At 71.6% G+C, this 13,538-nt stretch carries 11 protein-coding genes; 7 read left to right on the plus strand and 4 right to left on the minus strand.

What is annotated here, in order from left to right:
* The first annotated feature begins 29 nt into the window (after positions 1-29).
* Positions 30-995, plus strand: coding sequence for a COX15/CtaA family protein (locus tag HNR22_RS09770; protein WP_179780090.1), 966 nt, complete (start codon positions 30-32; stop codon positions 993-995).
* Between the two features lie 715 nt (positions 996-1,710).
* On the opposite strand, the gene HNR22_RS09775 is transcribed toward HNR22_RS09770, so the two are convergent.
* The 3 genes from HNR22_RS09775 to HNR22_RS09785 form a co-directional block, all read right to left on the minus strand.
* Positions 1,711-2,631: an ATP-grasp domain-containing protein gene (locus tag HNR22_RS09775; RefSeq protein WP_179780091.1), complete on the minus strand. Its 921-nt coding sequence runs from the start codon at positions 2,629-2,631 to the stop codon at positions 1,711-1,713.
* 13 nt (positions 2,632-2,644) lie between these two features.
* Positions 2,645-2,980, minus strand: coding sequence for a hypothetical protein (locus HNR22_RS09780; RefSeq protein WP_088949242.1), 336 nt, complete (start codon positions 2,978-2,980; stop codon positions 2,645-2,647).
* 295 nt (positions 2,981-3,275) lie between these two features.
* Positions 3,276-4,229, minus strand: a complete 954-nt coding sequence (locus HNR22_RS09785; RefSeq protein ID WP_179780092.1) for a heme o synthase — start codon at positions 4,227-4,229, stop codon at positions 3,276-3,278.
* 266 nt (positions 4,230-4,495) lie between these two features.
* Between HNR22_RS09785 and tkt the strand changes: the two genes are divergently transcribed.
* The 6 genes from tkt (at position 4,496) to pgl (ending at position 13,107) form a co-directional block, all read left to right on the plus strand.
* Complete coding sequence (tkt, locus tag HNR22_RS09790) at positions 4,496-6,634, plus strand: transketolase (protein ID WP_179780093.1); 2,139 nt, start codon at positions 4,496-4,498, stop codon at positions 6,632-6,634.
* Positions 6,635-6,649: 15 nt separating this feature from the next.
* Positions 6,650-7,825: a transaldolase gene (gene tal / locus HNR22_RS09795; protein ID WP_179780094.1), complete on the plus strand. Its 1,176-nt coding sequence runs from the start codon at positions 6,650-6,652 to the stop codon at positions 7,823-7,825.
* A gap of 76 nt (positions 7,826-7,901) precedes the next feature.
* Positions 7,902-9,554 (plus strand): glucose-6-phosphate isomerase, encoded by a 1,653-nt coding sequence (locus tag HNR22_RS09800; protein WP_179780095.1) that lies wholly within the window; start codon positions 7,902-7,904, stop codon positions 9,552-9,554.
* A gap of 100 nt (positions 9,555-9,654) precedes the next feature.
* A complete protein-coding gene (gene zwf / locus HNR22_RS09805) occupies positions 9,655-11,169 on the plus strand; it encodes a glucose-6-phosphate dehydrogenase (protein WP_088949247.1) in 1,515 nt (504 codons plus the stop codon).
* Positions 11,166-12,182, plus strand: a complete 1,017-nt coding sequence (locus tag HNR22_RS09810; protein WP_088949248.1) for a glucose-6-phosphate dehydrogenase assembly protein OpcA — start codon at positions 11,166-11,168, stop codon at positions 12,180-12,182. The genes zwf and HNR22_RS09810 overlap by 4 nt, the downstream gene beginning before the upstream one ends.
* 154 nt (positions 12,183-12,336) lie before the next feature.
* Positions 12,337-13,107 carry a 6-phosphogluconolactonase gene (gene pgl, locus HNR22_RS09815; protein ID WP_179780096.1) on the plus strand — a complete coding sequence of 257 codons (771 nt, stop codon included), beginning with the start codon at positions 12,337-12,339 and terminating at the stop codon, positions 13,105-13,107.
* 37 nt (positions 13,108-13,144) lie between these two features.
* Here pgl and HNR22_RS09820 read toward each other — a convergent pair whose 3' ends face one another.
* Positions 13,145-13,486 (minus strand): RNA polymerase-binding protein RbpA, encoded by a 342-nt coding sequence (locus HNR22_RS09820; protein WP_088949250.1) that lies wholly within the window; start codon positions 13,484-13,486, stop codon positions 13,145-13,147.
* Positions 13,487-13,538: the final 52 nt, after the last annotated feature.

A 13,538-nucleotide genomic window follows, 5' to 3' on the forward strand; every position in this document is an offset into this window, starting at 1 on the left:
ACGGAGTCGGACGAACCTCGATCACTACGGTGCGTAGGATTTGCGCCGTGAACCGAATCGTCCGTCCGGTCTCCGGCATCCTGCTGCGCCGCCTCGCGCTCGCCTCGATCATCGCGAACGTGGGCATCGTCGTCACCGGCGGGGCCGTCCGGTTGACCGCCTCGGGCCTCGGTTGCCCCACCTGGCCCCGGTGCACCGACGATTCCTACGTCACCACGCCCGAGATGGGCGTGTACGGGGTGATCGAGTTCGGCAACCGCATGCTGGCCTTCGCGGTGGGTCTCATCGCGCTGGCCACCGTGCTGGCCGTGCTTCTGCACCGGCCCCGCCGACCCGGGCTCCTCGCCCTGGCCGTGGCGGTCTTCCTGGGCATCCCCGCCCAGGCGGTGATCGGTGGCATCACCGTGCTGACCAACCTCAACCCATGGGTGGTCGGGCTGCACTTCCTCGCCTCGATGGCGGTGATCGCCGCCGCGTACGCCCTCTGGCGGCGCATCGGCGACCCCGACGGCCCGACCGTGGCCGTGGTGCCCGCACCGCTGCGCGCGCTGGCCCGGGTCACCACCGGCGTCACCGTCGCCGTGCTGGTCGTCGGCACCTGGGTCACCGGCAGCGGCCCGCACGCCGGCGACCACGGCGCCGCTCGCAACGGGCTCGACCCGGAGACGATCTCGCAGGTGCACGCGGACGGGGTCTTCCTGCTGATCGGGCTGTCGGTGGCGCTGATCTTCGCGTTCCGCGCCGTCGGCGCACAGCGGGCCACCCGCGCCGCGATCGTGCTGGTCGCCGTGGAGTTGGGTCAGGGCCTGATCGGCTTCGTGCAGTACTTCACCCACGTGCCGGCGATCCTGGTCGGCGCGCACATGCTCGGCTCCTGCCTGGTGCTGCTGGCCGCGCTGTCGGTGCAGTGGTCGACCCGCGAACGCCGCCCGGTCACCCCGGCAGCAGACGTCGCAGCGACCAACGCCGCCGACCCCGTACCGGTCACCGCCTGACCCCCAGGGCGCGGCCCGCGTCCCGCGCCGTCGGTCGGTCCGAGCCCTCCCGCGTCGGGCGTCCGGTCCTTCGCTTCCGCAAGGAGCGGCCGGACGACGCCTGCCGCCCCGCGCCCCGCGCCCCGCGCACGCGCCCGCGCCCGCGCCCGCGCCCGCGCCCGCGCCCGCGCCCGCGCCCGCGCCCGCGCCCGCGCCAAGATCGTGCTCGAACCAGGATGTAGTGGTGTCGGGCGCGCCGGATGCAACTACATCCAGGATCTTGCGCGATCTTGACTGAGGAAGCCTCGCTGGCGCGCCCCACGGAGTCGCTCCCGGCGCGACCGACGCCCGTCGACGACGCACCATCCGCCACCCGACGCCCGGCCGCCCAGGCCCAAGGCCACCCGGCCACCCGGCCAACCAGGCCAAGATCCGCGCAACTTCGGGGAAAGTGCTGTGTCCCGGGGCCCTGAGACACCAACTTCACCGAAGTTGCGCGGATCTTGGCGCGGAGCGCGTTGGCGCAGGGCGCGTTGGCGCAGGGCGCGTTGGCGCAGGGCGCGTTGGCGCAGGGCGCGTTGGCGCAGGGCGCGTTGGCGCAGGGCGCGTTGGCGCAGGGCGCGTTGGCGCAGGGCGCGTTGGCGCAGGGCGCGTTGCGCCGCAGATCTTGGCCCTGTGCGGGCGCACGTGGCGCGCGCCCTGCGCGGGCGCATGGGGCGCGCCGCGCCGGGGACGGTCAGGCGTGGCGGGCCAGGTGGGTGGCGATCGCGGCGGCGAGGCGATCGGGGGCCCCGTCGGCGTACCCGATGAAGAGCGACGGCTCGGTCAGCTCCAGCTCGACCAGGACCGGCTCGCCGTCGGGGCCGGGGATCAGGTCGACCCGGGCGTAGAGCAGCTGCCGGGTGCCGCCGGGCACCGTGGCGAGGGTTTTCTCGGCAACTGCGAGCTGTTCGGGTCGGGCGGTACGGGAGGTGATCTCCTCGGCCTTGTAGAGCCCGTCCGGGCCGAGGTCCGGCCCGGTCAGCATCGGCCCCTTGCGGATCGCGTGGCTGAACGTGAGCCCGTCCGGCCCGGCCAGGAAGAGCAGTGCCGTCTCACCCTCGGTGTCGACGGCGCGCAGGTACGGCTGCACCATGGTCACCCGGCCGGCGTCGGAGAGCCGGCGGACATGTGCGGCGGCCAGGTCCCGGTGCTCCGGGTCGGCCAGGTCGTAGCGGCCAGTGTCCTGACTGCCGGCGCTGACCGAGGGCTTGAGCACGTACTCGCCGGTCTCGGCGGGCGGTTGCCAGCTCTCCCCCGGCTCGACCCAGGACGTCGGCACGGTCGGCACCCCGGCGGCGGTCAGCTCGGCCAGGTAGCGCTTGTCGGTGTTCCAGCGGACCACGTCGGCCGGGTTGACCAGCGTCGGGACGGTTGCCGCCCAGGCGACGAACTCGTCGCGGCGCAGCGCGTAGTCCCAGGGTGAGCGGAGCACGACCAGGTCGTACGAGGACCAGTCGACATCGGGGTCGTCCCACACCGGGGCGTCGACGGCGATGCCATGGGCGCTGAGCGGGGCGAGGACCAGCCGGTCGTCGGGGTCCAGGTCGGCGAGGTCGGCGCAGGTGACGAGAGCGACCCGGGGTTTCCCCCGGGTCGACTGGTGATGGGTGGTCAATTCAGCTGTCTATTCAGCGGGCCATCGTGCGCCGGGCCATCGACCGCCACAGGTCGTTGCTCGGACGCATCTGGTCCATCAGTTCACGCTCCCAGGCGTTCTCGACGGTGACTCCCGCCTTGGCGCACGCCTCCCGGGCGGTGACGGTGTCGTCGGCGAACTGGTCGCCCCACTCACCGTCGGAACCGACCAGGACGATTCGCGCGCCACGCTTGCCGACGTACTCGATGACCGCCTTCGCGCCGCCGTGTCCGGCGGCGAACGCCTTGAGGCCCGCAACCAGGCCCTGGGGCGTCTGCTCGCCGGCGGTCTGCTCGGCCGTCAGCGTCGTATCGGAACCATCTGCCATGACGCGAAGCCTAAGCAGACTCGCACCCTCTCGGGCGAGAACCATGAACCTTTTGTGATGCCAATTACCTACAGGTTTAAGCCTGACCACAGGCAAGCTGTCCGTTTATATACGGACTTTTCACCGCAAATCTTCCTGGCAAAACCTTGCGCATCCACCGCAGGTTGAGCCCATCCGGCTCATGCCGAAAGTTACCCTGATGTGACGTTAAACCGGACAACTCATCCATGGGCGTGATTAGTCAGCCGATGAACGGCACCGGTCCGTCCGGCCGGTCGGAAACGCGGGGGCGGGGTCAGATCAGCGCGTCGAGCGCGACGGCCACGAACACGATCGTCAGGTACGTGGTCGACCAGTGGAAGAGTCGCATCGGCTTGACCGCCTCGCCCCGCGTCGCGCGCCGGCAGAGTCGGTGTGCCTCGACGATGAAGATGGCACCCACCACCAGCGTCGGCACGCCGTAGATCGCGCTGAGCCCCAGCGGCCAGACAGCCAGGGAGGTGAGCACGGTGAGCCACGCGAAGATCAGGATCTCGGCGTTCACCCGTCGGGTCGACGCCACCACCGGCAGCATCGGAATGCCGGCCCGCGCGTAGTCGTCCTTGTACTTCATGGCGAGCGGGTAGAAGTGCGGCATCTGCCAGAAGAAGACCACCGCGAAGAGCCCCCAGGCGGCCGGCGCCAGCGAGCCGGTCACCGCCGCCCATCCGATCAGGACCGGGGCCGCCCCGCACGCGCCACCCCAGAAGGTGTTCGTCGGGGTGGAGCGCTTGAGCCACAGGGTGTAGACGACGTCGTAGTAGACGATGGCGGCAAGGGTCAGCCCGGCGGCGAGCAGGTTGGTGAACGCCGCCATCAGGGCCACCGACACCGCCGCCAGCACCAGGCCGAAGACCAGCGCGCTGCGTGGCGACACGGTGTGCGCCGGCAACGGCCGACGCTTGGTACGCCGCATCAACTGGTCGATGTCCCGGTCGATGTAGCAGTTGAGCACGCTGGCCGCGCCGGCGGCGAGCGAGCCGCCGATCAACACGATGGCCATCAACCACAGCGACGGAAGCCCGCCCTCGGCGAGCATCATCGCCGGGATGGTGGTGACCAGCAGCAGCTCGACGATCCGCGGCTTGGTGAGCGCCACGTACGCAGAGAGGACAGCGCGTACGTCCCGCCGGGCCACCGGGCCCTCGGCCGCCCGCGCCGGGTGCTGCCCGGCCGGGTTGCTCGCGGGGCGCTCGGTGATCATGCTCACGGATTGCCACCTTCCGGCATCGGGCACGGGGAGATCGGATCGGTCGGGACCGCTCGGGTCCGCATACCGACCCACACACTACGCGTTGTCGTTTTGGCTGCCCGGCCGACCCGACAACGGTGCGGACGGTCACACCACCGGGTTGAACGGTGCAACGGGTTCGTCACGTAGCGCACACCATGCGGAGATCCCCGGGCGCGTGTTTAGGGACGCTCGATAGGGTCATCAGTGAGGGTTCCGCCCATCTGCCGAGGAGCACAACCATCGTGGCTGCCAAACGACCCGAGCAATCCGCACTGAACTGGTCCGACCTCGATCGCCGGGCCGTCGACACCGTCCGCGTGCTGGCCATGGATGCCGTGGAGAAATCCGGCAACGGCCACCCGGGCACCGCGATGAGCCTTGCGCCCGCGGCGTACCTCCTCTTCAACCGGGTCATGCGGCACAACCCGGCCGACCCGAACTGGCCCGGCCGTGACCGGTTCGTCCTCTCCGCCGGACACTCCAGCCTGACTCTCTACATCCAGCTGTTCCTGTCCGGTTACCCGCTGAGCCTGTCCGACCTGAAGTCGCTGCGGCAGTGGGGCTCACTCACGCCGGGCCACCCCGAGCACGGGCACACCCCGGGCGTCGAGACCACCACCGGCCCGCTCGGGCAGGGTCTGGGCAACGCGGTCGGCATGGCCATGGCGGCCCGTCGCGAGCGCGGCCTGTTCGACCCGGACGCCGAGCCGGGCGCATCGGTCTTCGACCACAACATCTGGTGCATCGTCTCCGACGGCGACATCGAGGAGGGCATCAGCCACGAGGCCAGCGCCCTCGCCGGGCACCAGCAGCTGGGCAACCTCACGGTGATCTACGACGACAACGAGATCTCGATCGAGGACGACACCCGGATCGCCAAGAGCGAGGACGTGGCCGCCCGCTACGAGGCGTACGGCTGGCACGTGCAGACCGTCGACTGGCGTAGCGGCGACGCCGACCAGGGCGACTACCACGAGGACGTCGAGGCCCTGCACGCCGCGCTGCTGGCCGCCAAGGCGGAGACCGGCCGTCCCTCCTTCATCGCCCTTCGCACCATCATCGGCTGGCCCGCTCCCAACAAGCAGAACACCGGCAAGATCCACGGCTCGGCGCTCGGCGCCGACGAGGTGAAGGCCACCAAGCGGATCCTCGGTTTCGACCCGGAGCAGACCTTCCAGGTCGACGAGGAGGTGCTCGCCCACGCCCGCACGGTGATGGGTCGCGGCTCCGACGCCGAGCAGGCATGGACCGGCGAGTTCGACGCCTGGAAGAAGGCCAACCCGGAGCGCACCGCGCTCTACGAGCGGATGGCCGGCCGGGTGCTCCCCGACGGCTGGGCCGACGCGCTGCCGGTCTTCCCCGCCGACGCCAAGGGCGTGGCCACCCGGGCCGCGTCCGGCAAGGTGCTGGAGGCCCTCGCGCCGGTGCTGCCGGAGCTGTGGGGTGGCTCGGCCGACCTGGCGGAGAGCAACAACACCACCATGAAGGGCGAGCCGTCGTTCATCCCGGCCTCGCACGCCACCAAGGACTTCCCGGGCCACGAGTACGGCCGCACGCTGCACTTCGGCATCCGTGAGCACGCCATGGGAGCGATCCTCAACGGCATCGCGCTGCACGGCGGCACCCGCCCGTACGGCGGCACGTTCCTGGTGTTCAGCGACTACATGCGCCCGTCGGTGCGGCTGGCCGCGCTGATGAAGCTGCCGGTGACCTACGTCTGGACGCACGACTCGATCGGCCTGGGCGAGGACGGCCCGACCCACCAGCCGGTGGAGCACCTGACCGCGCTGCGCGCCATCCCGGGTCTGGACGTGGTCCGCCCGGCGGACGCGAACGAGACCGCCTGGGCCTGGCGGATGGCCCTGGAGCACACCGACCGGCCGACCGCGATGGCGCTGAGCCGCCAGCCGCTGCCGACCCTGGACCGGGACGTCCTGGGCAGCGCGGAGGGGGTCGCCAAGGGCGGCTACGTGCTGGCCGAGGCGTCCAACGGCAAGCCTCAGGTGATCATCGTCGGCACCGGCTCCGAGGTGCAGCTCTGCCTGACCGCGCGGGAGCGCCTGGAGGCCGACGGCACCCCCACCCGGGTGGTTTCGATGCCCTGCCAGGAGTGGTTCTACGAGCAGGATGAGGCGTACCGGGAGTCGGTGCTCCCACGCGGGGTAAAGGCACGGGTGAGCGTGGAAGCGGGCATCGCGATGTCCTGGCGCGGCGTCGTCGGCGACCTCGGCGAAAGCGTCAGCCTCGAGCACTACGGAGCGAGCGCCCCGCACACCGTGCTCTTCGAGCAGTTCGGCTTCACCGGCGACCGGATCGTGGCGGCGGCGCACGCCTCGCTGGCCCGGGTGGGCGACATCACCGGTTTCACGACCGGCAACTGAGGGAGCGTGGACGGCATGACGGACAAGCTGAATGAGCTCACCGCCGCGGGCGTGGCGGTGTGGCTCGACGATCTTTCCCGGGTACGACTGAGCTCCGGCGGGCTGGACCAGCTCCGCCGTGAGAAGCACGTGGCCGGTGTCACCACCAACCCGACGATCTTCGCAAAGGCGCTGAGCGACGCCGACGAGTACAACTGGCAGCTGCGCGACCTGGCCACCCGTGGCATTGAGGTCGAGGAGTCGGTGCGGATGCTCACCACGTACGACGTGCGGTGGGCCTGCGACGTGATGCGCCCGTCGTACGACGGCAGTCAGGGTGTCGACGGCCGGGTCTCCATCGAGGTGGACCCCCGGGTGGCGCACGACAGCGACCGGACGGTGGCCGAGGCCAAGGCCCTGTGGTGGCTGGTCGACCGCCCCAACCTCTTCATCAAGATCCCGGCCACCGAGGAGGGCCTGTCGGCGATCACCGACACGCTGGCCGAGGGGATCAGCGTCAACGTGACGCTGATCTTCGGCCTGGACCGCTACTCGGCGGTGATGGAGGCGTTCCTCGCCGGCCTGGAGCAGGCCAAGGCCAACGGCCACGACCTGTCCACCATCGGCTCGGTCGCGTCGTTCTTCGTCTCCCGGGTCGACGCCGAGGTCGACAAGAGGCTGGAGAAGATCGGCTCCGAGCAGGCCAAGTCGCTCCGGGGTAAGGCCGCCGTCGCGAACGCCCAGCTGGCGTACGAGCGCTACACCGAGGTGTTCTCCTCCGACCGTTGGAAGGCGCTCGCCGACGCGGGGGCGCACCCGCAGCGGCCGCTGTGGGCGTCCACCTCGACGAAGAACCCGGACTACCGCGACACCATCTACGTCGAGGAGCTGATCGCCCCCGGCACGGTCAACACCATGCCGGAGTCGGTCATCCACGCGTACGCCGATCACGGCGAGACCCGCGGCGACACCATCACCAGCGCCTACGACGCGGCTCGCAAGGTCTTCGCGGACCTGGAGGCGGTCGGGGTGGACATGTCCGACGTGATCGCCACGCTGGAGCGCGAGGGCGTGGAGAAGTTCGAGGCCAGCTGGCAGGAGCTGCTCGAGGGCGTCCGCAAGTCGCTGGAGGCGGCGGCGAAGGGTAAGGGTTCTCCGAACAAGGCCGCCAAGGGCAACGCCAAGGGCGCCGAGAAGGCCGGTGGCGCATGAGCGAGCGCAGCGAGCGAATCAGCAAGCTCAGTGCCACAGTGCCTCATGACGGCACGCAGCGAAGCGGAGTGACGGCATGAGTGACCTGTTGGCAGGGCCCGTGGAGGCCGCCGCCGGGCTGGCCGTGTACGGCGCGGACGCGGTCGACAAGTCCGCTCCCGCCTCGACCCGGGACGCGCTGGTCAAGGCCGGCGTCCCGGGCAAGCTGGCCGGCAAGGACGCGAGCCTGTGGGGTTCGGACGCCGAGGCCGAGGCGAAGATCCGGCTCGGTTGGGTGGACACCCACCAGCGCAGCCGGGAGCTGCTGGCGCAGCTGGCCGAGCTGACCGCGGAGCTGGCCGACCTTGACCACGTGGTGCTCGCCGGGATGGGTGGCTCGTCACTGGCCCCCGAGGTGATCACGCGGACCCTGGGCCGCCCGCTGACCGTGCTGGACACCACCGACCCGGGCCAGGTCCGGGCGGCGCTCGGTGACCGGCTGGAGCGCACCGTCGTCGTGGTGGCGAGCAAGTCCGGTTCGACGGTGGAGACCGACAGCCACCGGCGCGCCTACTGGCAGGCGTTCCTGGACGCCGGGATGACGGAGGCGGAGGCCGGCCGGCACTTCGTCATCGTCACCGACCCGGGCTCGCCGCTGGAGGCCACCGCGACCGAGATGGGCGCGTTCACCGTGCTCGCCGACCCGAACGTCGGCGGCCGGTACTCGGCGCTGACCGCGTTCGGCCTGGTGCCCTCGGCGCTGGCCGGGGTCGAGGTCGCGGAACTGCTCGACCAGGCCGACGCGCTGGCCGCGTCGCTCGGCGCGGACCGGGACAACCCGGCGCTCGCCCTGGGCGCCGCCCTGGGCGCGGCGGCGACGCTGGCCCGGGACAAGATCGCGCTGGTCTCCGACGGCACCGGCATCGACGGGCTCGGCGACTGGGCCGAGCAGCTGATCGCCGAGTCGACCGGCAAGGCCGGGGTGGGCATCCTGCCGGTGGTCGTGGAGTCTCCGCAGAGCCCCGGCGCCAGCGGTGCGGACGTGCTGACCGTCAGCTACGGCGGCGCGCTGGCACCTGGTGACATGCCGGGTGGCGGCGCGGCCCCGGACGTGGCTGTCAACGGCCCGCTGGGCGCGCAGTTCCTGGCCTGGGAGTACGCGACCGCGGTGGCCGGTGTGGTGCTCGGCATCGACCCGTTCAACCAGCCGAACGTCACCGAGTCCAAGGAGAACACCAACAAGATCCTGGCCTCGGGCCTGCCGGCGGAGACGCCGTCGTTCACCGAGGGCGCGATCGAGGTGTACGCGCCGCAGGGCGCTCCCGGGGACCTGGCCGGGGTGCTGCGCTGGCTGCTCGACGGGCTGGGCGACGACGGTTACCTCGCGGTGATGGCGTACCTCGACCGGTTCGCCGACGCCGACACGGCCAAGCTGCGGCCGCTGCTGGCCCAGGCGGGCGGTCGGCCGGTCACCTTCGGTTGGGGGCCGCGGTTCCTGCACTCGACGGGTCAGTACCACAAGGGCGGCCCGCAGGTGGGCAGCTACCTCCAGGTGACCGGCGCGGTCGCGGAGGACCTGGCGGTGCCGGGCAAGCCGTACACCTTCGGTGAGTTGCAGGCGGCGCAGGCTGCCGGGGACCGGCAGGCTCTCGCCGGCCGGGAGCGCCCGGTGCTGCGGTTGCATCTGACCGACCGTGCCGCCGGTGTCGCCCAACTGCTCGACGCGGCCGGTGGTGATCTGCGGGCGTGAGGATGGACGACGTGACTGAGGCGGAAGCGAGGGGGGCACCGTGAGCGCGAGGAGTGAGCCGGGTTTGCAAGCCCCGCAGTCGCGAACCGAAGGTGGCTCGGTGAACCCGCTGCGCGACCCGCAGGACCGCCGGTTGCCCCGGATCCCGGAGCCCTGCGCTCTGGTGATCTTCGGGGTGACCGGCGACCTGGCCCGCAAGAAGTTGCTCCCTGCCGTCTACGACCTGGCCAACCGGGGGCTGCTGCCGCCGGGTTTCGTGGTGCTCGGTTTCGCGCGCCGCGACTGGGGAGACGGCGACTTCGAGACGCTGGCCTGCGAGGCTGCCCGCAAGCACGCTCGTACTCCGTGGCGGGACGAGGTGTGGGCACGGCTGGCCGGCAACATCAAGTTCGTCGGCGGGTCGTTCGACGACGACGCGGCCTTCGACCAGCTCGCCTCGACGCTGGACGACCTGCGCCAGACCCACGGCATCACCGGCAACGCGGCGTTCTACTTCTCCATCCCCCCGGCCGCGTTCCCCGTCGTGCTCAAGCAGCTGGCCCGCACCGGGATGGCCGACAACGAGAAGTCCGGCGGTTGGCGTCGGGTCGTCGTGGAGAAGCCGTTCGGCAACGACCTGCCGTCGGCGAAGTCGCTCAACGACCTCGTCGACGACGTGTTCACCCGGGAGGACGTCTTCCGGATCGACCACTACCTGGGCAAGGAGACGGTCCAGAACATCCTGGCCCTGCGGTTCGCCAACAACCTGTTCGAGCCGCTGTGGAACTCCAAGTACGTCGACTCGGTGCAGATCACCATGGCCGAGGATGTCGGGATCGGCACCCGCGCCGGCTTCTACGACACCGTCGGCACCGCCCGTGACGTGCTCCAGAACCACCTCCTGCAACTTCTCGCCCTGGTGGCGATGGAGGAGCCGACCAGCTTCGACGCCGACGAGATCCGGGCCGAGAAGCTGAAGGTGCTCAAGGCCATCACCCTGCCCAAGGACGTGGCCCGGGACACCGTTCGCGGTCAGTACCTGCCCGGCTGGGTGGGCGGCGAGCGCGCTGTCGGTTACCTGGAGGAGCAGGACGTTCCCAGCGACTCCACCACGGAGACGTACGTGGCGGTGCGGCTGGGCATCCAGAACCGCCGCTGGGCCGAGGTGCCGTTCTACATCCGGGCCGGCAAGCGACTGCCCCGGCGGGTCACCGAGGTCGCCATCATGTTCAAGAAGGCGCCGCACCTGCCATTCAACGACGCCGACATGGAGTCGCTGGGCAACAACCAGCTCGTGATCCGGGTGCAGCCGGACGAGGGTGTGGTGCTCAAGTTCGGCTCGAAGGTGCCGGGCACCACGATGGAGGTCCGGGACATCGCGATGGACTTCCAGTACGGCGAGGCGTTCACCGAGTCCAGCCCCGAGGCGTACGAGCGGTTGGTCCTGGACGTGCTGATCGGCGACCGCACCCTGTTCCCGGACGCGTCCGAGGTCGAGCAGAGCTGGCAGGTGATCGACCCGCTGGAGCACGCCTGGGCTGGCACCACACCGGAGCCGTACCGGGCCGGCGAGTGGGGTCCACGCGCCTCCGACGAGATGCTGGCCCGTGAGGGCCGCGCTTGGAGACGAGCATGATCGGGTTGTGGGACACCACCGGCAACGAGGTGGTCAAGGCGCTCGCCGCCGAGCGTCGCAGTGCCGGCGGGGTGGCCAGCGGCATGGCGCTCACCCTCATCGTGGTGGTGGACGAGAAGCGGGTCCGGGAGGCGGAGGCGGCGGCGACGATCGCCGCTGCCGCCCACCCGTGCCGGCTGGTGGTGGTGGTTCGCTCCGAGATCGAGCGGGACCGCAACCGGCTGGACGCGGAGATCGTCGTCGGTGGCCGGCTCGGCCCGTGCGAGGCGGTGGTCACCCGGATGTACGGGCGGCTGGCCCTGCACGCCGAGTCGGTCGTGATGCCGCTGCTCGTCCCCGACGTGCCGGTGGTCACCTGGTGGCACGGCGAGCCACCGGCGGAGATCGCCACCGACTTCCTCGGGGTGGTCGCCGACCGGCGGATCACCGACTCGGCGCAGGCCGCCGACCCGGTGGAGGCGCTGCACCAGCGTGCCCGGGACTACGCCCCGGGCGACACCGACCTGGCGTGGACCCGGATCACCCCGTGGCGGACCCTGGTCGCCGGGGCGTTCGACACCACCAGCGAGCGGGTCACCGAGGCGACCGTCGTCGCGCCGCCCAGCGACCCGACGGCGGCGCTGATGGTCGGTTGGCTGTCCAGCCGGCTCGGCATCACCCCGCGCCGGGTGGACACCAACGAGTTCCCCCGGATGCGCGAGGTGCAGTTGAGCTGCGCCAACGGCGACCAGCTCACGCTGACCCGCGAGGAGAGCATGGCGGTGTTCCGGCGGACCGGCCAGGACGACCGGGCTCTGCCGCTGGTCCGCCGTCCGCTCGGCGACGAGCTTGCCGAGGAGCTGCGCCGTCTGGACGCCGACCAGGTGTACGCGGAGGCGCTGGGTGCGACGGTCGGTCTGCGGGGGTTGGAGCAGCGTCCCCCGCAACGGGTGCACGTCTGGAAGGATCCGGCCACCGCCCGGCGCGCCGAGGCCGGGGTCACCGCACACGCCGGCACGAGCGGCGAGGGCTGAGCCCGACCGGGGCACGACAACGTCGGGGCAGGGCCGGGTCACCCACCGGGCCCTGCCCCGGAACCTCCGGGGCATTCGCCCCGCCACCTCGGGCCTCCAGCCCGGGTACGACGCGACAGCGACCGCACGCGGTCGGGAAACGAAGGCGCAACCCATGAGTGAGGCGAGTGTCGCCGTCCACGCCGACGCCGATCTGCTGGCGCAGGCCGTGGCGGCCCGGTTGCTGGTGAAGATGCTCGACGCCCAGGCCGACCGGGGCGAGGCGTCGGTGGTCCTCACCGGCGGTCGGATCGCCGCCGCCGTGTACCGGGCGGTGGCGACGCTGCCCGCCCGCGACGCGGTGGACTGGTCGCGGGTCGACGTGTGGTGGGGTGACGAGCGGTTCCTGCCCGCCGGCGACCCGGACCGCAACGAGACCCAGGCGCGGGCCGCCCTGTTGGACGTGGTGCCGCTCAACCCGGCGCGGGTGCACCCGATGCCGGCCTCCGACGGCCCCGCCGGCAACGACCCCGAGGCCGCCGCGGCCTGGTACGGGGAGGAGCTGGCCCGCGCCGCCCGACCTGGGCACGCCACACTGCCGCACTTCGACGTGCTGATGCTCGGTGTCGGCGAGGACGGGCACGTGGCGTCGATCTTCCCCGAGCACCCGGTGCACTACGACACCCGCCCGTGCAGCGCCGTGCGGGGCAGCCCCAAGCCGCCAGCCGTGCGGACCACCCTCACCCTGCCGGCGATCAACACCGCCGAGGAGGTCTGGTTGGTGGCCGGCGGCGCCGACAAGGCCCGCGCGGTGGGTATGGCGCTGGCCGGCGCCGGGCCGGTGCAGTTGCCGGCCGCCGGGGTGCACGGTGTGAGTCGCACCCGCTGGCTGCTGGATCGGGCCGCCGCAGCCGACGTACCCGCCCGGCTGCGCAGCCTCCGCTGACCGACAGGAAGGGCCCCTCGACAGGGGCCCTTCCTTCTTATTCGCCGCGGCGACGGCGGAGCGCTGCGAGCGCCTCGGCCAGCAGCGCCTCGCCTTCCTCGGCGGTACGCCGCTCCTTCACGTACGCCAGATGGCTCTTGTACGGCTCGGCGCGGACCCGGCCGGGCGGATTCTGCGCGTCCCGCCCGGCGGGCAGGCCGCAGCGGGGGCAGTCCCACAGGGCCGGCGCCTCGGCGTCCGCGGCGATCCGGATGTCGATCCGGTGGTCGTTGCGGCACCAGTAGGTGACGTCCTGTCGGGGGGCGGGTTGGTGCCGCTCGTCGGGGCGCATGGGTGCGGACCCGACTCGGGCGCCGCGGATGACGTTGCCACTCGGCACGGCTGCTCGCTCCTGTCGTCGGAGGGGACCCGCCGTCGTGCAGGGGTGCGCG

Origin of the sequence: Micromonospora jinlongensis (assembly GCF_013410645.1) — a bacterium.
Classification (GTDB): domain Bacteria; phylum Actinomycetota; class Actinomycetes; order Mycobacteriales; family Micromonosporaceae; genus Micromonospora; species Micromonospora zamorensis.

Bases quoted from the DNA above. Each gene is read 5' to 3' on its own strand.
- HNR22_RS09780 (WP_088949242.1), bottom strand. From the start codon at position 2,980: ATGGCAGATGGTTCCGATACGACGCTGACGGCCGAGCAGACCGCCGGC.
- tal (WP_179780094.1), top strand. From the start codon at position 6,650: ATGACGGACAAGCTGAATGAGCTCACCGCCGCGGGCGTGGCGGTGTGG.
- HNR22_RS09800 (WP_179780095.1), top strand. From the start codon at position 7,902: ATGAGTGACCTGTTGGCAGGGCCCGTGGAGGCCGCCGCCGGGCTGGCC.
- HNR22_RS09810 (WP_088949248.1), top strand. From the start codon at position 11,166: ATGATCGGGTTGTGGGACACCACCGGCAACGAGGTGGTCAAGGCGCTC.
- pgl (WP_179780096.1), top strand. From the start codon at position 12,337: ATGAGTGAGGCGAGTGTCGCCGTCCACGCCGACGCCGATCTGCTGGCG.